The sequence below is a fragment of the Acidovorax sp. 62 genome (assembly GCF_002754495.1).
Taxonomy (GTDB): Bacteria; Pseudomonadota; Gammaproteobacteria; order Burkholderiales; family Burkholderiaceae_C; genus Acidovorax.
In genome coordinates this window covers 3,895,894-3,918,011 of sequence record NZ_PEFJ01000001.1, presented here as the reverse complement: position 1 = coordinate 3,918,011, position 22,118 = coordinate 3,895,894, and the positions used below count along the sequence as shown (strand labels likewise).

General features: G+C 63.4%; 19 protein-coding genes. 13 read left to right on the top strand and 6 right to left on the bottom strand.

The window, feature by feature from the left end:
• Positions 1–137: 137 nt before the first annotated feature.
• A complete protein-coding gene (locus tag CLU86_RS17505; RefSeq protein ID WP_099657225.1) occupies positions 138–812 on the bottom strand; it encodes a response regulator transcription factor in 675 nt (224 codons plus the stop codon).
• Positions 813–1,007: 195 nt separating this feature from the next.
• On the opposite strand from CLU86_RS17505, the gene CLU86_RS17500 reads away from it, so the two are divergent.
• Complete coding sequence (locus tag CLU86_RS17500) at positions 1,008–2,177, top strand: esterase-like activity of phytase family protein (protein ID WP_099742507.1); 1,170 nt, start codon at positions 1,008–1,010, stop codon at positions 2,175–2,177.
• Positions 2,178–2,200: 23 nt separating this feature from the next.
• On the opposite strand, the gene CLU86_RS17495 is transcribed toward CLU86_RS17500, so the two are convergent.
• A complete protein-coding gene (locus CLU86_RS17495) occupies positions 2,201–3,154 on the bottom strand; it encodes an N-formylglutamate amidohydrolase (RefSeq protein ID WP_099742506.1) in 954 nt (317 codons plus the stop codon).
• Positions 3,155–3,298: 144 nt separating this feature from the next.
• The gene (locus tag CLU86_RS17490; protein WP_099742505.1) at positions 3,299–4,264 is read right to left on the bottom strand and encodes a tripartite tricarboxylate transporter substrate binding protein BugE; all 966 of its coding nucleotides are present in this window, start codon (positions 4,262–4,264) and stop codon (positions 3,299–3,301) included.
• A gap of 107 nt (positions 4,265–4,371) precedes the next feature.
• Between CLU86_RS17490 and CLU86_RS17485 the strand changes: the two genes are divergently transcribed.
• A complete protein-coding gene (locus CLU86_RS17485; RefSeq protein WP_099742504.1) occupies positions 4,372–5,328 on the top strand; it encodes a LysR substrate-binding domain-containing protein in 957 nt (318 codons plus the stop codon).
• A gap of 124 nt (positions 5,329–5,452) precedes the next feature.
• Here the strand turns inward: CLU86_RS17485 and CLU86_RS17480 are convergent, their stop codons facing one another.
• Positions 5,453–6,169 (bottom strand): Crp/Fnr family transcriptional regulator, encoded by a 717-nt coding sequence (locus CLU86_RS17480; protein WP_099742503.1) that lies wholly within the window; start codon positions 6,167–6,169, stop codon positions 5,453–5,455.
• A 237-nt stretch (positions 6,170–6,406) separates the two neighbouring features.
• Between CLU86_RS17480 and CLU86_RS17475 the strand changes: the two genes are divergently transcribed.
• From CLU86_RS17475 to CLU86_RS17465, 3 genes are all read left to right on the top strand, one after another.
• The gene (locus tag CLU86_RS17475) at positions 6,407–8,071 is read left to right on the top strand and encodes an adenylate/guanylate cyclase domain-containing protein (RefSeq protein WP_099742502.1); all 1,665 of its coding nucleotides are present in this window, start codon (positions 6,407–6,409) and stop codon (positions 8,069–8,071) included.
• Between the two features lie 159 nt (positions 8,072–8,230).
• A complete protein-coding gene (locus CLU86_RS17470; RefSeq protein WP_099742501.1) occupies positions 8,231–8,596 on the top strand; it encodes a DUF4148 domain-containing protein in 366 nt (121 codons plus the stop codon).
• A gap of 434 nt (positions 8,597–9,030) precedes the next feature.
• The gene (locus tag CLU86_RS17465) at positions 9,031–9,771 is read left to right on the top strand and encodes an IPTL-CTERM sorting domain-containing protein (protein WP_099742500.1); all 741 of its coding nucleotides are present in this window, start codon (positions 9,031–9,033) and stop codon (positions 9,769–9,771) included.
• 59 nt (positions 9,772–9,830) lie between these two features.
• Here CLU86_RS17465 and CLU86_RS17460 read toward each other — a convergent pair whose 3' ends face one another.
• Positions 9,831–10,316: a MarR family winged helix-turn-helix transcriptional regulator gene (locus CLU86_RS17460; protein ID WP_099742499.1), complete on the bottom strand. Its 486-nt coding sequence runs from the start codon at positions 10,314–10,316 to the stop codon at positions 9,831–9,833.
• 226 nt (positions 10,317–10,542) lie between these two features.
• On the opposite strand from CLU86_RS17460, the gene recA reads away from it, so the two are divergent.
• Entirely contained in the window at positions 10,543–11,613 is a 1,071-nt protein-coding gene (gene recA, locus CLU86_RS17455; RefSeq protein ID WP_099657216.1) for a recombinase RecA, read from the top strand.
• Positions 11,614–11,712: 99 nt separating this feature from the next.
• A complete protein-coding gene (gene recX, locus CLU86_RS17450) occupies positions 11,713–12,171 on the top strand; it encodes a recombination regulator RecX (RefSeq protein ID WP_099742498.1) in 459 nt (152 codons plus the stop codon).
• 77 nt (positions 12,172–12,248) lie between these two features.
• Here recX and argC read toward each other — a convergent pair whose 3' ends face one another.
• On the bottom strand, positions 12,249–13,181 hold the full coding sequence (gene argC, locus CLU86_RS17445) for an N-acetyl-gamma-glutamyl-phosphate reductase (RefSeq protein ID WP_099742497.1): 933 nt from the start codon (positions 13,179–13,181) through the stop codon (positions 12,249–12,251).
• A gap of 177 nt (positions 13,182–13,358) precedes the next feature.
• Here argC and sucC point away from each other — a divergent pair, with 177 nt between their 5' ends.
• The 6 genes from sucC to CLU86_RS17415 all read left to right on the top strand — a co-directional run bounded on the left by sucC (position 13,359) and on the right by CLU86_RS17415 (position 22,106).
• Positions 13,359–14,519: an ADP-forming succinate--CoA ligase subunit beta gene (gene sucC / locus CLU86_RS17440; RefSeq protein ID WP_099742496.1), complete on the top strand. Its 1,161-nt coding sequence runs from the start codon at positions 13,359–13,361 to the stop codon at positions 14,517–14,519.
• Positions 14,520–14,534: 15 nt separating this feature from the next.
• Complete coding sequence (sucD, locus tag CLU86_RS17435) at positions 14,535–15,431, top strand: succinate--CoA ligase subunit alpha (RefSeq protein WP_099657212.1); 897 nt, start codon at positions 14,535–14,537, stop codon at positions 15,429–15,431.
• Between the two features lie 351 nt (positions 15,432–15,782).
• Positions 15,783–18,284: a CHASE2 domain-containing serine/threonine-protein kinase gene (locus CLU86_RS17430; protein WP_233195073.1), complete on the top strand. Its 2,502-nt coding sequence runs from the start codon at positions 15,783–15,785 to the stop codon at positions 18,282–18,284.
• A 17-nt stretch (positions 18,285–18,301) separates the two neighbouring features.
• A complete protein-coding gene (locus CLU86_RS17425; protein ID WP_099657211.1) occupies positions 18,302–19,090 on the top strand; it encodes a Stp1/IreP family PP2C-type Ser/Thr phosphatase in 789 nt (262 codons plus the stop codon).
• 43 nt (positions 19,091–19,133) lie between these two features.
• The gene (locus tag CLU86_RS17420; RefSeq protein WP_099742495.1) at positions 19,134–19,787 is read left to right on the top strand and encodes an FHA domain-containing protein; all 654 of its coding nucleotides are present in this window, start codon (positions 19,134–19,136) and stop codon (positions 19,785–19,787) included.
• A 66-nt stretch (positions 19,788–19,853) separates the two neighbouring features.
• On the top strand, positions 19,854–22,106 hold the full coding sequence (locus CLU86_RS17415) for a CHASE2 domain-containing protein (RefSeq protein WP_099742494.1): 2,253 nt from the start codon (positions 19,854–19,856) through the stop codon (positions 22,104–22,106).
• Positions 22,107–22,118 lie beyond the last annotated feature (12 nt).

The window sequence follows — 22,118 nt, the reverse complement described above, 5'->3', positions numbered from 1 at the left end:
TTTGCCAGGCCACCGGGTGCGTCCCCCTGGGGGCTGAGATGCCGGGGCTCCAAGCCTGCCGGTGCAGGCTTGGGCGGCATCGAAGAGACACCGCCTGTGGCGGTGGCACCGAGCGGGTCGCGACTCAGGGGGGCCTCCTATCCCGGAATCTTTTCCAGGCAATAGCCCAGGCCGCGCACGGTAGCAATGCGAATCGGCCCCTTCTCAATCTTCTTGCGCAGGCGGTGGATGTAGACCTCGATGGCGTTGTTGCTCACCTCTTCGCCCCACTCGCACAGGCGCTCCACCAGCTGCTCCTTGCTCACCAGGCGGCCGGCGCGCTGCAGCAGCACCTCCAGCAGGCCCAGCTCGCGGGCCGACAGCTCCACCATCTTGCCGTCAATCGTCGCCACCCGCCCGGCCTGGTCGTACACCAGCGGCCCGTGCTTGATGGCGCTGCTGGCCCCGCCCATGCCCCGGCGTGTGAGGGCGCGCACCCGCGCCTCCAGCTCTTGCAGGCTGAAGGGCTTGGCCATGTAGTCGTCCGCGCCGTAGTCCAGCCCCTTCACCCGCTCTTCCACACTGTCGGCCGCCGTGAGGATCAGCACCGGCAGCGCCGAGCCCCGGCCGCGCAGCTTCTTGAGCACCTCCAGCCCATGCAACTTGGGCAGGCCCAGGTCCAGGATCAGCAGGTCAAACTCGTTGTTGGTCATCAGCGCCGCATCCGCCTCGCTGCCACTGGCCACATGGTCCACCACCGCCCCCGAGGCCCGCAGCGTGCGCAGCAGGCCATCGGCCAGCACTTGGTCGTCTTCGGCGATAAGGATGCGCATGAAAAAGGTCTCCTGGTGCGGCGTGGTTTCTTGCTGATTCTAGGGCGCTGCATGGAGGCAAGCCGTGGCTGGCCGCCCAGAGGCCCCCACAGCAACACCCGCCTGGTGTCTGCTTGGCTGGCTGGGGTGTCATACCTTTGACGCACTCCCCACCCAAACTTCCGGGCTTCCTCCATCACCGTGTAAAGACTTGATATGGGCTCCGTACTCCACTCCTTCTGGGGTCGCTTGGCTGCGGCTTCTGCCTTCACCGCCCTGTCGGTCGCCTTGGTCGCGTGCGGCGGTAGCGACGATGGCAATCACGCGGGCGAATCCCGCGTCGCCTCGCTCAAATTGATCGGCACAGCCTCCATTCCTACGGGCACGCTGTTTGAGGGGGTGGAATTTGGTGGTATCTCGGGGCTGGACCAGGCCACGGATGGCAGTTTCTGGGCCATTTCGGACGACCGGGGCGGCGAGCGGGGCACGCCGCGCTTTTACAACCTGAGCATTGACTATGCCGACACCGGCTCTGTCACCGTCAAGATCAACCGCCAGACGTACATGCAGCGCGAGGATGGATCTTCTTTCCCCGCCACTGCACGCACGGTGGACCCAGAGGCGATTCGCCTGGCACCCAATGGCAACCTGTACTGGTCGTCTGAGGGCAATTGGGGCACGACGGCTGCTACTTTGTTCCAGCCTTTTGTGCGAGAGATGACCACTGCGGGCAAGTTTGTGCGCGAGTTCAAGACACCGGCGATCTACAACTACGTGGACAACACCACCACGGGCGGGCGCAGCAATAAGCTGTTTGAAGCGTTAACCGTGGCGCCCGATGGCACCGTGTTCGTGGCCAATGAGGACGCGCTGATTCAGGACGGCCCCATCACCACCCTGCAGGCGGGCAGCGCGGTGCGCGTGACGGCCCTTGACCCGGCCACGGGCTCAGCCAAGGCCCAGTATGCGTACCAGTTGCCGAAGATTCCGGTGGATGCTCCGGCGGGCGCGCCTTTCGGCCCGGACAATGGCCTCTCGGACTTCCTCGCCATTGGCAACAAGAAGTTCATCGCGGTGGAGCGCGCCTTTGCCTCAGGTATTGGCAACACCATCCGTCTGGTGCTCACCGAAATCACCGATGGCACGACCAACGTGACCAGCATGGCGAGCCTCACGGGCGCAGCAACTTACACACCCATGAGCCGGAAGCTGCTGCTGGAGATGCCCATCAACGACCAGGGTGTGAAGCTCGACAACATTGAAGCCATCACCTGGGGGAAAACCTTGCCGAACGGGCACCGGACCATCGTGCTGGCGGCAGACAACAACTTTACGGCCAATACCCAGGCGAATCAGTTCATCGTCTTTGAGGTCATTCCGGACTGAGTTGTTGCGCAGGCATTTTCAAGTCATCCGCCGCGCGGATCCGTCCCCAGCAACTTTTCCGTCAACGCCTTCAAATCCCCCTGCAGCCGTGCCATGCCCTCTGGGTGCTCAGCCAGCGTGTCTTCATCCATGTACAGCTTGCGGTTGATCTCCAGCTGGATGCTGTGGCGGTGCTGGGCCGGGGCGCTGTAGCGGCGCACCAGTTCCACGCCTTTGTAGGGGTGGTTGTATTCCACGCTGTAGCCACAGGCGCGCAGGTGCTCGCACACCAGGGCCGACAGGTCAGGGCTGGCGGTGGTGCCGTCGCGGTCGCCCACCACAAAGTCGGCGTGCACCAGGCCCGGAAAGTCGGTGGCGTGGCTGGCCGATATGGCGGGCATGGAGTGGCAGTTGATGTGGATGCTGTAGCCGTGGCGGGCGTGGGCTGCGTCAATGGCCTGGGCCACGGCGGCGTGGTAGGGGCGCCAGCAGCGGTCAATGCGGGCGCGCACCTCGTCCACGGTGAGCAGGCGTTTGTAGATGGCCTCGCCTTCGTCGGTGAACTTCCAGATCAACCCCTTGCCCAGGCGCACCTTGTTCAGCACGGTGGGGTCGGTGGCCACGGCGTCGGGCCAGGGGGCGTCTAGCAGGGTGGTGTCCAGCTCCAGCGTGTCGCGGTTGGCGTCCAGGTAGATGCGGGGAAAGTGGGCTTCGACCCATGCCACGCCCAGGGCGGGGGCGAAGGCGTAGATTTTTTCGACGTGCGTGTCTTCGGCGCGGCGCAGCGTGGACAGGCTGCAGGCGGAGCGGAAGTCTGCTGGGTAATGGGTGCCGCTGTGGGGCGAGTCAAACACCAGGGCGCTGGTGCCGGGCACGGTGCTGACCATGGCGGGCGTGGCCGATGGGGTCGCTACCGCTGCGGGGCGTCCGGGCGAGCCGGTGGCGCCGGGCTGGGCTTGTTGGAATCGGTGGTGGATCAGTTTCAAGGCTGCATGCATAGGCAAGGCTCTGTGAATGGGGGCGGCTGGCCTGGCCGCCCGGACCGGCATCTGGGCATGAACGCATGCGCAGTATGCCGACTTATGGCCTGTGTGGGTGAGGTGCGTGGGGTGTGCCTGGTGGTGGCGTGCGGGGGGGCGGTGTCAGTCCAGCTTCACCTTGGCAAACTCGGCCACGTGCTTCATTTTTTCAATTTCGCGGCCGATCTGGGCCGTGAAGTCTTTGGATGGGGTGCCTGAAGGATACAGGCCCTGCCCCGCCAGCCTCTCGGCCACGGCCTGCTCTTTCAGGGCCTGGGCCACGGCGTGCTGGATGCGGTCGACGGCGGCGGCAGGCGTGCCTGCGGGCGCCACCAGGCCAAACCACGAAGGCTCGTTGGCCTGCTTGTAGCCCAGCTCGGCGTAGGTGGGCACCTCGGGCAATACGTCCAGTCGGCCAGGCCATGACACTGCCAGCGCTTTGAGCTTGCCCGATTTGATGTGCGGCAGCGACGAGGCCACCTGGTCAAAGTACACCGCCACCTGGCCTGCCAGCACATCGTTGATGGCCGGACCTGCACCACGGTAGGGGATGTGCACCATGGAGGTGCCCGTGCTGCTCTTGAACAGCTCGCCCCACATGTGGCCGATGGTGCCGTTGCCCGGCGTGGCGTACGACACTTTGCCGGGGTTGGCCTTGAGGTACTTGACCAGATCGGCAAAGTCTTTGACGGGCAGCACAGCGGGGTTGATGACGATGACGCCGGGGGCTTTCACGATCTCGGTCACGCCCACAAAGTCTTTGGTGGGGTGATAGGGCAGCTTGCTGTACACGGCAGGGTTCACGCCGTGGGTGGACAGGGTGGCCACGCCGATGGTGAGGCCGTCTGCCGGGGCGCGGGCCACTTCGGCCATGCCGATGGAGCCACCCGCGCCGCCCCGGTTTTCCAGCACCACGGGTTGCTTGAGGATGCGCGCCAGCGGCTCTTGCAGGCTGCGGGCGGTGATGTCGGTGGCGCCCCCTGGCGGGAAGGGAATGATGACGCGCAGCGGTTTGGCTTCTTGGCCCCAGGATATTCCAGGAGCGACAGATGTAGCGGCCAGCGCGGCAAGCAGTTGACGGCGTTGCATAGCGGTTTTCCTTTTGCGTGAGAGGAGGTTAAAGGATGGAGTGCCAGTTACCAAGCAACGGATGTGCCTGATAACATTCCAATATGGAATGATTTAAGAACCTGCCGATGTCTTCCCTGCGCCGCCTTTCGCCCCCGCTGCACCTGCTGCGGGCGTTTTCTACCGTCACCCGGTTTGGCGGTGTCTCGCGCGCAGCCGAGGCCTTGCACCTCACGCAAAGCGCGGTGAGCAAGCAGGTCAAAGAGTTGGAAACCTGGGTGGGCGTACCCCTGTTTGAGCGCAGCCGCAAGCGCCTAGCCTTGACCCCGGCGGGCGAGCGGTATGAAAAAGCCGTGCGCGGCCTGATGGCCCAGCTGGAGGCCGCCACGCTGGAGCTGATCACCAGCGATGACGGCGGCGGTGCGCTGCACTTGTCCAGCCTGCCCACGTTTGCGGCCAAGTGGCTCATTCCGCGGCTGCCGCAGTTCCAGCAGTTGCATCCACAAATCACGCTGCACTTTGTGCCGTACGTGCACAGCTACGACTTCACCCGGCCCGAGCTGGACTGCGCCATTTTGTTTGGCGATGGCCATTGGCCTGGGGCGCATGCCCACTACCTCACGGGCCAGGATGTGGCCCTGATCGCGCCGCGCACCAAGGTGGCGGACTGGCCCCTTCACACCCCGCGCGATGTGGCGCGCTACACCCTGCTGCGCCACGTGACGGTGCCCGAGGCCTGGCTGCGCTGGAGCCAGACGCACGGGGTGGAGGGTGCCATCGACCCGCTGGCCGGGCCGCAGTTTGACCAGTTCCAGACCATGATTCGCGCGGTGATGGCGGGCATGGGCCTGGCGTTGGTGCCGCGCTGCCTGGTGCAGGACGAGATCACCTCGGGCCTGGTGCGCGAGCCGCTGGCCCCGCTGGCGCAGGCGGGCGGCTACCAGGGCGATGTGGGCTACTGGTTTTGCTACCCGGAGGGGCGCACCCAGTTGCATGCGCTGCAGTGCTTTCGGCAGTGGCTGCTGCAAAGCGCAGAGGCGGGCGCCCCCGCTGCGGTGCAGGCAGCGGGATTAAAAGATAAATAGGCCTGCAGCGCTTATCTGGTAAGCGCTAGCAGCTATGAATATGTGAGCATTCAGTGCATTCGCAGCGTGCGCCTGTGCACGCGTGGGTGTCTGCAAGCGGCGCAATGCCCCGCTGGCTGCGGGCTCAGTCCCCGCGCACCTCGGCCACCAGGTCGGCCAGGGCTTGCACATCGGTCACCACCAGGGCGTGCAGCCCTTCCTTGCGCAGCAGGCCGCGTTTGGTCAGGGCGCTGATCTCGCGGGTGACCTGCTCGCGGTTGGTGCTGATTTTGCTGGCCAGCACGGCGTGGGCGGGGGCGGGGTCGATGCGGGCGGTGTTGTCGCTTTGCAGCCCGCTGGCGTGGGCCAGCCGCAGCAGCTCGGCGTGCAGGCGGGTTTGCACGCCCAGGGTGCTCAGGTCAATTACTCGCTCGGTCAGGCGCCGCACCAGGGCCGTGAGGTTCCTCATCATGCGCATGGCGACGATGGGTTCGCGCTCCAGCATCGCGATGAAGGCGGGGGCCGACAGGCTGGCCAGCACGCTGGCCTCCAGCGCCACCACATCGGCCGAGCGGGGTTGCCCGTCAATCGCCGACAGGTCGCCAAAGTGCTCGCCCGCCTCGCAGTCCCGAAACGTGACCTCGCGCCCGCTGGCCGCATAGGTGGTGATGCGCGCGCGCCCCGCGCACAAAAAGTACACCTCGCCACCCGGCGATGCGCGGGTGAACAGGGGCGTGCGGGCCTCTACCGTGCGCCAGTCGCACTCGGCGGCAATGCGGTCCAGGCAGGCCTCGCCCAGGCCTTCAAACAGGGCGATGCGGCGCAGGGCCAGGGTGGAGCGGGGGGATTGCGGTGCGTTCATGGAACCAAAGGGGTGGGCGCAGCCCCCAAGGCTGGCGCCGCAGAGGTGTGCGAAGTGGGCGGATTATGCTCACAAGCTTCAGAATTCAGTGCTGCGCTAGGCTTCTGTGGTGGGCTTCTTGGCGGGTGGGCCGCGTTGTTGGCATCGCCGCCTGCGGGGCCTCTCTTTGTGAGGGGGCTCGCCCTCGCATTGCATCTTTGTGCCCTGTGTTTTGACTTTTTCCATCACCTCCCTTCCATGTCCCTTGCCTTGATCCGCTCGCGCCTGCCTTCCCTTCGCCAGGTGCGCTGGGCCAGTGGCCTGGTGCTGTGGTGCTACGTGGCCCTGCACCTGGGCAACCATGCCACGGGGCTGGTGTCGCTGCAGGTGGCCGATGCGCTGCTGGAGGTGATCAGCAGTGGGTGGCATTCGGTACCGGGCACGGTGCTGCTGTATGGCGCGCTGCTCACGCACCTGGCGCTGGCAGGCGTGGCCCTGTGGCAGCGGCGCAGCCTGCGCATGCCGTGGGTGGAGGGCGTGCGGCTGGCACTGGGCCTGTGCCTGCCGCTGCTGCTGGCCGGGCACTTTGTGGCCACGCGCTGGGCGTTTGAATCCATGGGCGCATCGCCCCCCTACGGCCGCATGGTGAATGGCCTGGCCCGGCCCGAGAACCTGGTGCTGCAGTCGCTGCTGCTCATCACGGCGTGGTGGCATGGCTGCCTGGGCCTGCATATGGCGATGCGCGGGCGGCCGGGGTGGCGGCGCTGGCAGCCCGCCTTGCTCACAGGGGCCGTGCTGCTGCCGGTGCTGGCGGCGCTGGGCCTGTTGTCGATGGCGCGCGAGATTGCCTGGGAGGTGAGCGCGCTGCCCCCACCGCCCTCGGGCCGCACCGCGCAGGCCGTGGCGGCGTCGGCCTGGCTGGAGGATGCCTTGCGCTGGGGCTGGATGGCCGCTGTGGCCGCCTTGTTGGCGCTGCGCTGGGCATGGCGCACCTTGCGGCGCTGCCGTGGGGGCGGCCCCATCACCCTGCGCTACCCCGACCGCGCTGTGCAAGTGCCGCGCGGCTATACGGTATTGGAGGCCAGCCGCAGCCACGGCATTGCCCACCTGGCGCTGTGCGGTGGGCGGGCGCGCTGCTCCACCTGCCGCGTGCGGGTGGATGGGCCCAGTGCCCATGTGCCCGAGCCCGGTCGCGACGAGCGCACCACGCTGGCCCGCGTGCAGGCCCCGCCGGGCGTGCGCCTGGCCTGCCAGCTGCGGCCCACCGGCGATGTGCAGATCACGCCCCTGTTCCAGCCCGGCCAGGCCCCGCTGCCTGGGCGCCTGGGGCAAGAGCGGCAGGTGGCCATCTTGTTTGTGGACCTGCGCCGCTGGTCGGGCATGGCCGAGCGGCAGTGGCCGTTTGACCTGGCCTGGATGCTGGACCAGTACTTCGCCCGCGTGGGCGCGGCCGTGCAAGACAGCGGCGGCCTGGCCAACCAGTTCATTGGCGACAGCGTGATGGCCATTTTTGGGCTGGAGACCGATTTGCCCACCGCCTGCCGCCAGGCCGTGCAAGCCGCTGCGTTGATCGAGCAGCGCATGGACGCCTGGAGCGAAACCTTTCGCACCCAGTTTGGCCAGTCGCTGGACTTTGGCATGGGCCTGCACGCAGGCCGCGTGGCGTTGGGGCAGGTGGGCTACGAAGACACCACCACCTTCAGTGCCGTGGGCGAGGTGGTGAACACGGCCAGCCGCCTGCAAGACCACTCCAAAGTGGTGGGCGCACGGCTGGTGCTGTCGCTGGAGGCCGCCCGCCTGGCCGGCGTGGCCGACGCCCTCGGCACGCCCGAAGAGGTGCAGGTGCGCGGGCGCTCGCAGCCGCTGCAGGTGCTGCATGTGAAGCGGCCTTCGCAGCTGTGGGGGCCGCCTTTGGGGGTGTGAGCATGGCGGCGCGGCCGTGGTGTGCGTGGGGGCTTGGTGCTGGCGACCTCGCAAAACCTGTGCGTTTACGCACATACGCCAACGCGCCAAAAACGGAAACTTCTTCCCATGCAGAACGCAATCACGCACTGCAGGAATCACTCCAAAGGAAGAACTGCCATGACCAACGCCAAGACTGCCGCCAAGACCCTGATCGCCATCGCCACTGTGGCTGCTGCCACCTTTGCCGGTGCCGCTTCTGCCGCCACACCGATCAACGAGCAATGGGGCGGCGACGAGTCCGTCGCCCAAGGCCCTGCACTGAGCCGCGCTGAAGTGCAAGCCGACCTGAACCTGTGGAACCGCGCTGGCCTGGGCCAAGCCAACGCAGGCGACCGCACCCCCGACGCCGATCCCGCCTACCAAGCCAGCCTGGCCGAATACCGCCGCCTGCGCAGCGGCCCCGAGTTTGTGGCCGAAGTGCGCCGCCTGGGTGGCGATGTGAGCCGCATTGCCGGCCAACAAGGTGAGCGCAACGCCCACTGAGCACGACGGAGTGGCTTGACCGGGTGGCCCGCTGAAGGGCGCCCGCTGTGTCCGTTCAGTCCATGCGCCTTGCACAGCTGCTGCAAGGCGCATTTTTGTTTTCTATGAGCCGGCTTTTGGAGCGCTGGCTTCCTCTCCCCTTGGCTGTAGTAGTAGGCCAGTGTTGGGCCTGGGTGTCGCAAGAATCCCACGCGCAACGGCGTTGGAGGGGGTAATTTGCGGCCTAGCTCCTAGAATGCAGCTCTTTCAGAGCCTGTCCTCACTTCTGCGCAATGTGACTTGTGCCATACATCGTGTGTCGTAGGAATGTGCAGACTCTGTGTGGTCTGACCCCCCCCCAGGTGCCGCCCCGACCCATCGCCATAGACCACCTTGTCTGCTCGACGAGGCGAGGGCCGTGGCCCATTGCGGCTCCTGACAACCCCTTGAAAACGATGAAAAAAAGCAATTGGCTTGCCGTTGGCACTTGCACGGCCTTGCTGCACCTGTCTGCTGCAGCGGCACCTTTCACCAACGGTGGTTTTGAAGCGGGGACATGGGACACCGTTGCGGCCTCGGCATCGGGTACCGACATTGGCTTTGGGCCTTGGCTGAACGTGAGCAGCAGCAAGCCCGCCAGCGTGAACTTGGTAACAGGCTGGGTGCCTGTGAGCGGGGGCGATTTCAGCTGGCACCAGTTTCCCGGTGCATTGGCGGTGGACGGCACCCGTGTGATTGACCTCAATGGCAATAACCCCGGGGGCATTGAGCAGACGTTTGACACGGTGGCGGGCCGTACTTACGTCGTCAGTTTTTCGGCGTCCAGACACTTTCTGATGGGCCCGGCCGCGGACCTGACGGTGTCCGCGCTGCCCTCAGGGGGCGGGGCTGCATTGGCTGCGCTGAGCGTGAATGTCCCTGTCTCCGTCAGCACCGCCCCGGGTTCGACCACCTTGTGGACCACCCACAGCCTGGCGTTCACGGCGACAGGTCCAGCCTCGACATTGCGGTTTGCGTCTAACAGCGCAACAGGTGGCACGGGCCCGATGGTGGACAACGTGCAGGTGGTTGCACAGACCCCCGCCAGTGTCCCTGTGCTCGGGCCCGGCGCACTGGTCGGGTTGTCGGTTTTACTGGGCGGCCTAGGGCTGCTTCAGCGGCGCAAGTCCTGGCAGCCTGCTGCGCCTAAGGTGTAACGCTCAGGGCGCTGGGTCTGGCTGCCTTTGAACCGGTTCTTAGCGCAATGCCCAGGCGGCTATTGCGCGTAAGCCTCCAAACCCAGGCACACCACCGTGGCCACGTCATCGCCCACCTCGGCGCGAAACTCCGCTTCGGCCTGCGTCACTGCATCACGAAATCCCTGTAGCCAGGCCAGCCCGGTGGGGGTAAAGCACACCCGGCGTGCCCGGGCGTCGTGCGGGTCGCTCTCGCGGGTCACCAATCCCCACGCTTCGCACTGGTCTACCAGTTGCGCCATCGACTGTTTGGTCATGCCTGCGCGTTGCGCCAGGTCGGTCAGCCGGTCGCCCCCCAGCGCCAGGTGCCGCGTCAGGTGGATGTGCGCGGCCCCCACTTGGTCGCGGGCGGCCAGATTCGACAGGGCCAAGGGCACTTCCACGTTGCGCGCCATGAGCTGCAGCACGCGGGCATCAAAGCGGCGCATGGCATGGCCCAGCAGGCGCCCCAGGTGGGTCTGGCGCCAGGCATCGTCGGGTGGGATCGCGGTGGGGTTGGGGTGCATGGGGGCTCCAGATGCCCGGGTGAGTTCATTCCGCAGGCTCGGCAAACTGCGCGGAGGCGTTGCCTTAAATGGTAAGGCAAACTGACTAAAAAACTGTTTACTTGGTTCTATGGGGCCTCTACATTACTGGTCAAGCAGCCAGTGCTGTTGTTAAAAACAGTATGTTTTGACCCGCTGGCCCCCCGCAGATCACTTCAGACACTTCGTTTTATTCAGGAGCCATTCCATGGACGTCAAAGGTACCAACCCCGCCCTTCCCGTGAACGCCGAAAAGGCCAAGGCCCTGGCGGCAGCGCTGGCGCAGATCGAAAAGCAGTTTGGCAAGGGCACGATCATGCGCCTGGGTGAAGGCGAAGCGATCGAGGACATCCAGGTGGTTTCCACCGGTTCGCTGGGCCTGGACATTGCCCTGGGCGTAGGCGGCCTGCCCCGTGGCCGCGTGGTCGAAATCTACGGTCCTGAATCCTCGGGCAAGACCACGCTCACGCTGCAAGTGATTGCCGAGATGCAAAAACAGGGCGGCACTTGTGCCTTCGTGGATGCGGAACATGCCCTGGATGTGCAGTACGCCCAAAAGCTCGGTGTGCAACTGTCTGATTTGCTGATCAGCCAGCCCGACACCGGTGAGCAGGCGCTGGAGATTGTGGACAGCCTGGTGCGCTCGGGCGCTGTGGACCTGATCGTGGTGGACTCGGTGGCAGCCCTCACGCCCAAGGCCGAAATCGAAGGCGAAATGGGCGACGCGCTGCCCGGCCTGCAGGCCCGCCTGATGAGCCAAGCCCTGCGCAAGCTCACCGCCACCATCAAGAAGACCAACTGCATGGTCATCTTCATCAACCAGATCCGCATGAAGATCGGCGTGATGTTCGGCTCGCCCGAAACCACCACCGGCGGCAATGCGCTCAAGTTCTACGCTTCGGTGCGCCTGGACATCCGCCGCACCGGCACCATCAAGAAGGGTGACGAAGCCATCGGCAACGAGACCAAGGTCAAGGTGGTCAAGAACAAGGTGTCGCCACCGTTCAAGACGGCGGAGTTCGACATCCTGTTCGGTGAAGGCATCAGCCGCGAAGGCGAAATCATCGACATGGGCGTGACGGCCAAGATCGTGGAAAAGAGCGGTGCCTGGTACGCCTACAACGGCGAAAAGATCGGCCAGGGCCGTGACAACGCGCGTGAGTTTTTGCGCGAGAACCCCGATCTGGCCCGCGAAATTGAGAACAAGGTGCGCGAAGGTTTGGGCATTGCCCTGCTGCCTGGCGCATTGCAAGCTCCAGCGGCTACTGCAGACGAGTGATCTTTCGTACGGGGTGTCTCTGATTTTGAGAGAAATTGGCTGCTAGCGCTTATCCAATAAGCGCTAGCAGCTATCAAAACAGAAGCATTCGAGGCCTGTATGGGATTCACCACGCTATCGCTCAAAGGCCGCGCCTTGCGGTTGCTGGGCCAGCGCGAGCACTCGCGGGCCGAGCTGTTGCGCAAGCTCAGTCCCCATGTGCAAGAGGGCGAAGACCTGAACGCGGTGCTCGATGACCTGCAGTCCAAAGACTTCATCAACGAGGCGCGGGTGGTGGAGTCGGTGCTGCATCGGCGTGCTGGCCGTCTGGGCGCGGCGCGCATCCGGCAAGAGCTGCAATCCAAAGGGCTGGGCGCAGAGGCCGTGCAGGACGCTGTGGCCCAGTTGCAGGGCAGTGAGCTGGAGCGCGCCCGCGAGGTGTGGCGCCGCAAGTTTGGCGAGCCCGCGACAGACCCACAAACCCGTGCCAAGCACATGCGCTTTTTGCTGGCGCGGGGGTTTTCAGGCGATGTGGTGCGGCGCGCAGTGCAGGGCGCCGAGGCGTCGGACGAGGAGTGACCGCGCCGTCGAAGGGCCGTTGGACATCCCCACTCTCGGGCCTTGAGCGGGGCTGATCGCGGGGCTTACCTGCCCCGTTACATACCCAGCATCAGCTTCATGTTTTGCACCGCAGCGCCGCTGGCGCCCTTGCCCAGGTTGTCCAGGCGCGCAATGACGATGGCTTGGCGGTGTTCCTCGTTGGCAAACACGCGCAGCTCCAGTTTGTTGGTGTCGGCCAGGGTGTCGGCCGCCAGCTTCAAGTCGTCGGTGGGCGGCAGCACGCTGACCCATTGCTCAGGGGTGTTGGTGCGGGCGTAGTGGCTGGCCAGCGCATCGTGCAAGTCGCTGGCTTTGGGGGCGCCGGGCAGCAAGTCCAGGTGCAAAGGCAGTTGCACCAGCATGCCTTGGCGGAAGTTGCCCACGGCCGGAATGAAGACCGGGCGGCGTGTGAGCCCGGTGTAGCGCAGGATCTCAGGGATGTGCTTGTGCGTGAGGCCCAGCGCGTAGGCCTCATAGGGTGCTGCCGTGCCTGCTTCGTAGGCCTCGATCATGGTGCGGCCACCGCCCGAGTAACCCGACACCGAGGGCAGGCTCAAGGCAGCGTCTTTGGGGACCAAGCCTGCGTCCACCAGCGGGCGCAGCAACGCAATGGCACCGGTGGCGTAGCAGCCGGGGTTGGAGACGCGGGTGGCTTGGCGCACGGCCTGGGTTTGCGAGGCGTCCAGCTCCGGAAAGCCATACACCCAGCCTGCGGCCGTGCGGTGGGCGGTGCTGGCGTCAATGATCTTGATCTTGCGGCCACCTGCAGCCTCGATAGCGTCCACCATGGCAGCGGTTTCGCGGGCGGCGTCGTCGTGCAGGCAGAGCACCACCAGGTCCACGGTCTCGATCAAAGCGCGCTTGGCGCCTGGGTCTTTGCGCAGTTCGGGGGCAATGCTCACCAGCTCGATGTGCGGCATGGCTTGCAGGCGTTCGCGGATCTGCAGGCCTGTGGTGCCAGCTTCGCCATCAATAAAGACTTTGGACATGGAACAGCTCCGGGGAGGGTAAAGGGGCACCTGGAAGGCCTGCGGCGTACGTAAGTTTGCTACAAGGATGGTGCGTTGCAGCATGATACAGTCGCGGGTTGCCATGTCCCAAGCCCGCGGCCAGACAATCTGTTCATGGCAAACGGGTAATTACCACCCTTCCCTGAGAGAGACCTCATGAAGATTCACGAATACCAAGGCAAGGAAATCTTGCGCAATTTTGGTGTGCCCGTTCCGCGCGGCATCCCTGCATTCACGGTGCAAGAAGCCGTGGAAGCTGCTCAAAAACTCGGCGGCCCCGTGTGGGTGGTCAAGGCCCAGATCCACGCTGGTGGCCGTGGCAAGGGTGGCGGCGTGAAGGTTGCCAAGACCATTGACGACGTCAAGCGCATCTCTGGCGAGATCCTGGGCATGCAGCTCAAGACCCACCAGACCGGCCCCGAAGGCCAGAAGGTCCGCCGCCTGTACATCGAAGATGGCGCCGACATCAAGAACGAACTGTATGTGTCGCTGGTCACCGACCGCGCCACGCAGAAGGTGGCCCTGATCGCTTCGAGCGAAGGCGGCATGGACATCGAGGAAGTGGCCCACTCCACCCCCGAGAAGATCATCACCGAGATGATCGACCCCATCGCTGGCATCACCACCGAGCAAAGCAAGAAAGTGGCAGCTGCCATCGGCCTGACCGGCGCTTCCATCGACCAAGCCGTAGACATCTTCGCCAAGATCTACAAGTGCTACATGGAAACCGACGCGTCGCTGGTGGAAATCAACCCCCTGAACTGCGACTCCAAGGGCAACCTGATGGCCCTGGACGCGAAGTTCAACTTTGACGCCAATGCCCTGTTCCGTCACCCCGAAATCGTGGCCTTCCGCGATCTGGACGAAGAAGATCCAGCCGAAGTGGAAGCCTCCAAGTTCGACCTGGCCTACATCAGCCTCGATGGCAACATCGGTTGCCTGGTGAACGGCGCAGGTCTCGCCATGGCCACCATGGACACCATCAAGCTGTTCGGCGGCGAGCCAGCCAACTTCTTGGATGTGGGCGGCGGTGCCACCCCCGAGAAGGTCACCGAAGCCTTCAAGATCATGCTGAAGAACCCCAAGGTCGAAGGCATTCTGGTCAACATCTTCGGTGGCATCATGAAGTGCGACACCATCGCCACCGGCGTGATCACTGCCTGCAAGGCCGTGAACCTGAACGTGCCGCTGGTCGTGCGCATGAAGGGCACGAACGAAGAGCTGGGCAAGAAGATGCTGGCCGAGTCCGGCCTGCCCATCATCGCTGCAGACACCATGGCCGAAGCTGCGACCAAGATCGTTGCTGCCGTCAAGTAAGCCCGGAGAACACACATGTCGATCTACATCAACAAAGACACCAAGGTCATCACCCAGGGCATCACGGGCAAGACGGGCCAGTTCCACACTGAAAAGTGCCAGGAATACGCGAACGGCAAGAACGCCTTCGTCGCCGGCGTGAACCCCAAGAAGGCTGGCGAGTCCATCTTCAATATCCCAATTTACGCATCCGTCAAGGAAGCTGCTCACCAGACCGGCGCCACCGTGTCGGTGATCTACGTGCCTCCAGCAGGCGCTGCCGCCGCGATCTGGGAAGCTGTGGAAGCCGACCTGGACTTGGCCATCTGCATCACCGAAGGCATCCCAGTGCGCGACATGCTGGAAGTGCGCAACAAGATGAAGGCCAAGGAAGCTGCTGGCGGCAAGAAGACCCTGCTGCTGGGCCCCAACTGCCCCGGCCTGATCACGCCTGACGAAATCAAGATCGGCATCATGCCCGGTCACATCCACCGCAAGGGCCGTATCGGCGTGGTGTCCCGTTCGGGCACGCTGACGTACGAAGCCGTGGCCATGCTGACGGAAGTCGGCCTGGGCCAGTCCAGCGCTGTTGGCATTGGTGGCGACCCTATCAACGGCCTCAAGCACATCGACGTGATGAAGGCTTTCAACGACGATCCAGACACCGACGCCGTCATCATGATTGGTGAAATCGGTGGTCCGGACGAAGCCGAAGCCGCCCAATGGTGCAAGGCCAACATGAAGAAGCCGATCGTCGGCTTCATCGCTGGCGTCACAGCCCCTCCCGGCAAGCGCATGGGCCACGCCGGCGCGCTGATCTCTGGCGGCGCCGATACGGCCGATGCCAAGCTGGCCATCATGGAAGAGTCGGGCTTCATCATCACCCGCAATCCTTCGGAACTGGGCAAGCTGCTCAAGGCCCAACTGAAGTAATCAGAGCCCAGCGAGGTCTGCCTCTGGCGGCCTTGCGCAGGTGCTGAAAGCACCCGCTACCGATTTGGTGGCGGGTGTTTTTTTTGTTTTGGTGATTTCTGCGCGGTTTGTCTGTGGAACGCAGAGATGGGGTGGTGTTGACAATTTTGTCGCTGACCGTGGTGTGTCCGACAAAGAGCGGCAACGCCGCCTTATTCGGCCGCCGAATACGTGCGATAAGCCCGTTTCGGCAGGGTTTGGAAGTCCGGTTTGGGCGGGCGTGAAATTTGCTTTTTTACAAACATTCACAGATTTACACATTGATTGCAAGTGGCCAGACACACATCGGAGCGCAAGCCAAAAACAGGGCGATTGGACGGGTGGATCTGTGCGGCGATCGCTCTCGTACTGGTGGGCGCTTTGTGGCTGGTGGGCGCACTGTCGGCGTTGCAGCGGATGGTGTACGACTCTGCCTTGGCCCAGACCACGGTAGTGGCTCCTGCCGATGTGCTTCTGGTTGATATTGATGCGCGCAGCCTGGCCGCTGTGCGAGGCGGCTGGTCTGATGAGACGCATGCGGCCTTGATTGACCGATTGGCCCTGGGCGGCGCTAAAACCATCGTCTACACCGCCCCGTTGGCTCAAACTGCTGCGCCGGGTGCCCAAGAAGCCTTGGCACGCAGTGTGGCGCTGGCTGGCAATGTGCTGTGGCCCGCTGGCTTTGCTTACACCGGCGCGCCCGCGCCATTGCCACCGTCCTTTTACCGCAGTGTCGTGCCTGAGCTTGCCGGTCTGGGCCCAGACGCTGTGCCCGTGCAACTGGCGGGCTTGGCAGCAGGTGCGGCAGGGGTAGGTCATCTGCAATGGGCTGCTGACAGCGACGGGGTGCTTCGCCGTGTTCCGCTGCTGCTCAGCCATGACAAGGCTGGGGTTCCTTCACTGGCCATGCTGGCGGTGCTGCGTGCGCTGTATCTGAGCTCTGCCGATGTGCGTTGGAATGCCCAGGCCCATAGTTTGCTGTGGGGGGGCTTGTCGGTGGGGGTGGATGCTTCGGCAGCCTTGCGCCCGGTGTTTGGTGCTTCGGTGCCGCGTTGGGTGGCTGCAGATGTGTTGTCCCAGAAGGTGCCCGTTTCAGCACTGCGTGACAAGACGGTGGTGGTGGGCGTGACGGCTGGGCCGCAGGCTGCTTCCTGGCCTGTGCCTGGAGGGGCCACGCTGCATGTGTCGGATGTGGTTGCGCAATCTTTTGTGGGGCTGCGCTTGGCGCGCGCAGTGACCAAGCCGGGTTGGGGACACCCAGTGGGCTGGGCTGCAGCGCTGGCCATGGCTTTGCTGGTAGTGGTCATGCCTCGGGTAGGCAAGGCTGCGGCTTGGGGGGCTGGTGCAGCCGTGCTGCTCTTGGCGGCGCAGTGGCTGCTGCTACAGCAGACTTTGCACGTGGTGCCGCTGCTCCCTGCCGCTGGGGTGGCGCTGTTGGGAGGGCTTCTGTGCGCGATGTTGGCAAGGGTGCCTCAGCGTGCTTCTGCCGCTTCTCCGCAAGAGTCTGCGGATGCCGAGCGCATGATGGGGCTGGCGCTGCATGGGCGTGGGGATTTGTTGGAAGCGTTTGCGCGGTTTCGTCCGCTGCCCACCAGCGATGCTTTGAAAGACAACCTGTACCACCTGGGCAAGGACTTTGAGCGCAAGAAGGACTATGCGCATGCCAAAAAAGTCTTCAAGCACCTGCTGCGCCGGGACATGGAATACAAGGACGCCCGTGCATGCTACCGCCGGGCCAAAGCGCACTTGCTGGCGCAGGCGGGCATGGCTGCGGACTCGGTGGCCAGTGGCATTTCGGTGACGGGCGCTTCGTCATTGCCAGCGTCAGTGCAAGAGACCTTTCCGCGCCGTAAAGTGCCGGGGCCGCTCGCGCACTACGATCTCAAACATGAGCTGGGCAAGGGTGCCATGGGGGTGGTCTACCAAGGCCGTGATCTGCGTTCCGGGCAGATTGTGGCCATCAAGACGCTGGCATTGCAGCAAGAGTTTGATGGGGCGGCACTGGTGGACGCGCGTGAGCGTTTTTTCAAAGAGGCTGAGGCCGCCAGTCGGCTGCAGCATCCCCATATCGTCGCCATCTATGGCAGCGGCGAAGAGCAAAGTTTGGCCTACATCGCCATGGAGTTTGTTGCGGGGACCGATCTGAGTGCATTCACGCAACCGGCCTACCTGTTGCCCGTGGCCCAGGTTTTGTCTATTGCACACCGCGTGGCGCAGTCGCTGGACTACGCGCATGCGCACAACGTGGTGCACCGCGATGTCAAACCTGCCAACATCATGTGGGATGCCGCGACGGATACGGTCAAGGTCATGGACTTTGGGGTGGCACGCATCACCGATGCAAGCAAGACCCGCACGGGCATTGTGCTCGGCACGCCCAGTTTCATGTCGCCTGAGCAATTGTCCGGTGCCAAGGTCGATGGGCGTGCAGACCTGTATGCCCTGGGTGTCACGTTGTTCCAGCTGCTGACGGGCTCTTTGCCCCTGCGTGCCGACTCCATGCCGGAGCTGATGCGCAAGATCGTCCATGTGGACCCGCCAGATATCCGCACCCTTCGTACCGATTTGCCAGAGGCCGTGGCGCGGCTGGTAGCCAAGGCCCTGCGCAAGCTGCCCGCTGAGCGGTATCAGACGGGGCAGCAGCTGGCGCAAGACTTGGCTTATGTGATGGGCATTGTTGCGTCAGAGGTTCCCGGATCTCCGGCGTCAGCAGTGGTCTATGATTCGGGCCGCACCCCGACAGGGCAACACATGGTGGATCTGGAGAAAACAGTGCTGGAGTACCCGACAGAGCGGGCGCCGGAACAAAGGTCTGTGGTGGCCTCTGTGGGATGACGTGCAGCCCAAAATCCATGACCTACGAATTTTTCGCCCAAACCGACCGTGGGCGCGTGCGCGCCAACAATGAAGACGCAGTGACCGTTGACCGGGATACCCAGGTGGCCATCCTTGCGGACGGCATGGGCGGATACAACGCTGGCGAAGTGGCCAGCGGTATGGCCATCACTTTCATCCGCACAGAAATGAACCGCTGGCTGGCGCAGGCAGGGCCAGAGCCGTCTTCCACGGATTTGCGCCGGGCGTTGGAGTTGTGTGTGGAAAACGCCAACCACGCCATTTTGGGCGCGTCGCTGTCCAACCCTCAGTATGCAGGCATGGGCACCACGCTGGTCGTGGGTGTGTTCCAGGGCGATCGCTTGATTTTGGGTCACATCGGGGACTCCCGTTGCTACCGCCTGCGCGCCGGAGTGTTGCAGCAAATCACGCGTGACCATTCGTGGTTGCAGGAACAGGTGGATGCAGGCATATTGACGCGGGAACAAGCAGCCGCCTCTTCCAGCCGCAATCTGGTCACCCGTGCGCTGGGGGTTGAGCCCAATGTGCAGATGGAAGTGAACGAGTTTCAGGTGGCACCCAGCGATCTATTCGTGATGTGTTCAGATGGCTTGACGGACATGGTCAACGATGACGATCTTGCGCAGCTGATGCGCACCCCCGCACCTCTGGAAGAAAAAGCGGCGTTGCTAATTGATACAGCCAATGCACACGGTGGGCGTGATAACGTTAGCGTATTGCTTGTGCAGGCTGCGGCGGGAGGGAAAAAACGCAGCCTCATGTCCCGTCTCTTGGGTGCCGCATGACGGGTTGCAACAAAACAAATCATCAAATCAGGAGTAGATCATCATGCCCAGAATGATCGTTTCAATCGACGGCGTTGTTATCAAAGAAGTGCAGCTCACCAAAGAGCGCACTACGCTTGGCCGCCGTCCCTATAACGACATCGTTATCGACAATCTGGCGGTGAGCGGAGAGCATGCAGCCATCCACATGGCACCCAATGGGGTCGAGATCGAAGACCTGGGAAGCACCAACGGCACGTACGTGAACGCCAAGGCTGTGAAGCGCCAGGAGTTGCGCAATGGCGACACCGTGGAAGTGGGCAAGTACAAAATCCGATTCCTCCAGGATGCCGAGGCAGAGAACTTCGAAAAGACCATGGTTTTCAAGCCTGGGATGCTGCCTGCCCTGAACGCGGCAGCGCGACCTGGAGGGGTGGCCGCTCCGCAACCCGTGCCTTTGCATGCGGTCATCCGGGTATTGTCCGGAGCGGCTGCTGGACGCGAGGTGTCCTTGCAAAAGGTGGTGACCACCATTGGTAAGCCAGGGGTCGCCGTGGCATCCATCACCAAGCGCATCCAGGGTTTTGTGCTGGCCCATGTGGAAGGCCCTGACATGCCCACGCTCAACGGCGTAGCGATCGGTGCAAGCCCTGTTCCTCTCAAGAGCGGCGACAAGTTGGAATTGGCCGGCACAGAGATGCAGTTCGAACAATCCTGATGGTTGTTCTGGGGGCCTTGCTGGAATTGCAATGGCCCCGCTCATCCACTGAACAGGTCTAGGTCCATGCGGAGCCTTCTGCTGTTTCGTCGCTGGCGCCGTATCTTGCTCACGCTGGTTCCGCTGGTGTTTGCACTTTTGCACGTGTCCGGCAAGTTGTCCCTGCCGTTGCTCGACCGGCTTGACCAGATTTTTTACGATGCCCGCCTGCGCCTGAGCATGCCCAGGACGTTGGACGAGCGCATCGTCATTGTGGATATTGACGAGAAAAGCATCGAGCGCATTGGCCGCTGGCCCTGGGGACGGGACAAGCTCACCATCCTGACGCAAGAGTTGTTTGCGCGCCAGCGTGTGGCCGTGCTCGGTTTTGATGTCATTTTTGCTGAGCGCGACAACAGCTCGGGACTTGCCGCGCTGCAAGCCCTGGAGCGTGGCGCGCTGGCAAAAGCCCCGGGCTTTGCCGAGCAGGTGGCCAGGTTAACGCCTTCGCTTGATCACGATGCCTTGTTCGCGCGCAGCCTGCAGGGGCAGGCGGCGGTCCTGGGTTACTACTTCACCAGCGATCGAAAAGGGCACACGCAGGGTGCGCTGCCTTCCCCGGTCGTTACTCCTGCCCAATTGCACGGACGGCCTTTGGCCGCCACGACTTGGAATGGATTTGGTGCCAACCTGGATGCGTTGGGTCAGGCAGCCCCAGTGGCGGGGTTCTTCAATACCATCAGTGACTCGGATGGCGTCATCCGCAGCTTGCCACTGCTGGCCGAGTACCAGGGGCAGTATTACGAATCTCTGGCCCTGGGGATGTTCCGCTCCATGATGGGCATGCCAAGCGTAGAGCCCGGCTTTCCAGCCACGCCATCGCTGGGCACCCATGAGACACTGGAAAGCGTGGTGCTAGTGGAGGGCACACGCCGCATGCCCCTGCCAGTCGACGACCGCCTCTCGATGTTGATCCCCTTTCGCGGCCCCGGTGGGCCAGATGGTGGTTCATACCAATACATTGCGGCCAGCGATGTGATCGAAGGCCGTCTTGCAGAAGGCGCTCTGGCCGACAAAATGGTGCTGGTCGGAACCTCTGCCCCAGGGTTACAGGATGTTCGCGTCACGCCAGTCGGTCTGGTTTACCCTGGCGTAGAGGCCCATGCCAACATGTTGTCCGCATTGATGGATGGCAATGCCATAGCGATACCAGACTACGCCCGTGGCTTTGATGTGCTGCAGCTGGTGTGCGCTGGGCTGGTGCTGGCCTTGGGGCTGTCGCTGCTGCCTGCGGGCGCGGGCTTGGTGCTCAGCCTGGCTGTGATCGCTGCATTGCTGGGGCTGAACCTGTGGCTGTACCGAGTCCATGGCTTGGTCATGCCGTTGGCGGCCGTAGTTGCCATGGCCCTCTGTGCATCGGTGCTGAATATGGCCCACGGTTACTTTTTTGAAAGCCGTTCCAAGCGAGCCCTGGCGTCCAGGTTTCGCTCCTATGTGCCACCCGAGCTGGTCGATGAGATGCTCAAACACCCTGAGCACTACAGCATGCAGGCGGATAACCGCGAACTCACGGTCATGTTCTGTGACATGCGCGGCTTCACGGCCCTGTCGGAATGCATGCCGCCCTTGCAACTGCAGGCGCTGCTCAATGGCGTGTTCACGCGCCTCACCCAGGTCATCCAAAGCCAGCGCGGCACTATCGATAAGTACATGGGCGATTGCGTCATGGCCTTTTGGGGAGCCCCCGTGCCCTCGCAAGACCATGCTACCTGCGCAGTGCAGGCAGCAATGGGCATGGCGCAGGCCGTGCAGCAGCTCAACCAAGAGCACCGCGCCCAAGGCTTGCCCGAGGTCGGGGTCGGCATTGGTTTGAACACCGGCACCATGTGTGTGGGCGATATGGGGTCCGACATTCGGCTCAGCTACACCGTCATTGGCGATGCAGTGAACCTGGGCTCTCGCCTGGAGGGGCTCTCCAAAACCTACGGAGTAGCGGTTATCGCCAGCGAATTTACCCAGACCCAAGCCCCGGAATTTCTTTGGCAAGAACTTGACCGGGTACGGGTCAAAGGCAAAGCCCAGGCCGTCGCGATCTACACGCCAGTGGCCGTGCATGCTCTGGCCGCCCCTGAGCAAATCAGACTGGTAGAGATTTGGCGGCAATTTCTCACAGACTATCGTGCCCAAGACTGGGCAAAATGCATTGCTGCGCTGCATTTGCTACTGCAGGGTGATCCTCAATCTACGCTGTATGCGTTGTACGCAGAGCGCTTACAAATGCTGGCAACGCAGCCTCACCTGCCTAATTGGGATGACGCCACCAACTTTGATACCAAATGATTCGCCGTTCTC

Excerpts from the sequence above, each read along its gene's own strand:
- CLU86_RS17420 (WP_099742495.1), top strand. The coding sequence starts at position 19,134 with ATGCCCAGAATGATCGTTTCAATCGACGGCGTTGTTATCAAAGAAGTG.
- sucD (WP_099657212.1), top strand. The coding sequence starts at position 14,535 with ATGTCGATCTACATCAACAAAGACACCAAGGTCATCACCCAGGGCATC.
- CLU86_RS17490 (WP_099742505.1), bottom strand. The coding sequence starts at position 4,264 with ATGCAACGCCGTCAACTGCTTGCCGCGCTGGCCGCTACATCTGTCGCT.
- CLU86_RS17505 (WP_099657225.1), bottom strand. The coding sequence starts at position 812 with ATGCGCATCCTTATCGCCGAAGACGACCAAGTGCTGGCCGATGGCCTG.
- recX (WP_099742498.1), top strand. The coding sequence starts at position 11,713 with ATGGGATTCACCACGCTATCGCTCAAAGGCCGCGCCTTGCGGTTGCTG.
- CLU86_RS17480 (WP_099742503.1), bottom strand. The coding sequence starts at position 6,169 with ATGAACGCACCGCAATCCCCCCGCTCCACCCTGGCCCTGCGCCGCATC.
- CLU86_RS17495 (WP_099742506.1), bottom strand. The coding sequence starts at position 3,154 with ATGCATGCAGCCTTGAAACTGATCCACCACCGATTCCAACAAGCCCAG.
- CLU86_RS17475 (WP_099742502.1), top strand. The coding sequence starts at position 6,407 with ATGTCCCTTGCCTTGATCCGCTCGCGCCTGCCTTCCCTTCGCCAGGTG.
- recA (WP_099657216.1), top strand. The coding sequence starts at position 10,543 with ATGGACGTCAAAGGTACCAACCCCGCCCTTCCCGTGAACGCCGAAAAG.
- CLU86_RS17460 (WP_099742499.1), bottom strand. The coding sequence starts at position 10,316 with ATGCACCCCAACCCCACCGCGATCCCACCCGACGATGCCTGGCGCCAG.
- sucC (WP_099742496.1), top strand. The coding sequence starts at position 13,359 with ATGAAGATTCACGAATACCAAGGCAAGGAAATCTTGCGCAATTTTGGT.
- CLU86_RS17465 (WP_099742500.1), top strand. The coding sequence starts at position 9,031 with ATGAAAAAAAGCAATTGGCTTGCCGTTGGCACTTGCACGGCCTTGCTG.
- CLU86_RS17470 (WP_099742501.1), top strand. The coding sequence starts at position 8,231 with ATGACCAACGCCAAGACTGCCGCCAAGACCCTGATCGCCATCGCCACT.
- CLU86_RS17425 (WP_099657211.1), top strand. The coding sequence starts at position 18,302 with ATGACCTACGAATTTTTCGCCCAAACCGACCGTGGGCGCGTGCGCGCC.
- CLU86_RS17500 (WP_099742507.1), top strand. The coding sequence starts at position 1,008 with ATGGGCTCCGTACTCCACTCCTTCTGGGGTCGCTTGGCTGCGGCTTCT.
- CLU86_RS17485 (WP_099742504.1), top strand. The coding sequence starts at position 4,372 with ATGTCTTCCCTGCGCCGCCTTTCGCCCCCGCTGCACCTGCTGCGGGCG.
- argC (WP_099742497.1), bottom strand. The coding sequence starts at position 13,181 with ATGTCCAAAGTCTTTATTGATGGCGAAGCTGGCACCACAGGCCTGCAG.
- CLU86_RS17415 (WP_099742494.1), top strand. The coding sequence starts at position 19,854 with ATGCGGAGCCTTCTGCTGTTTCGTCGCTGGCGCCGTATCTTGCTCACG.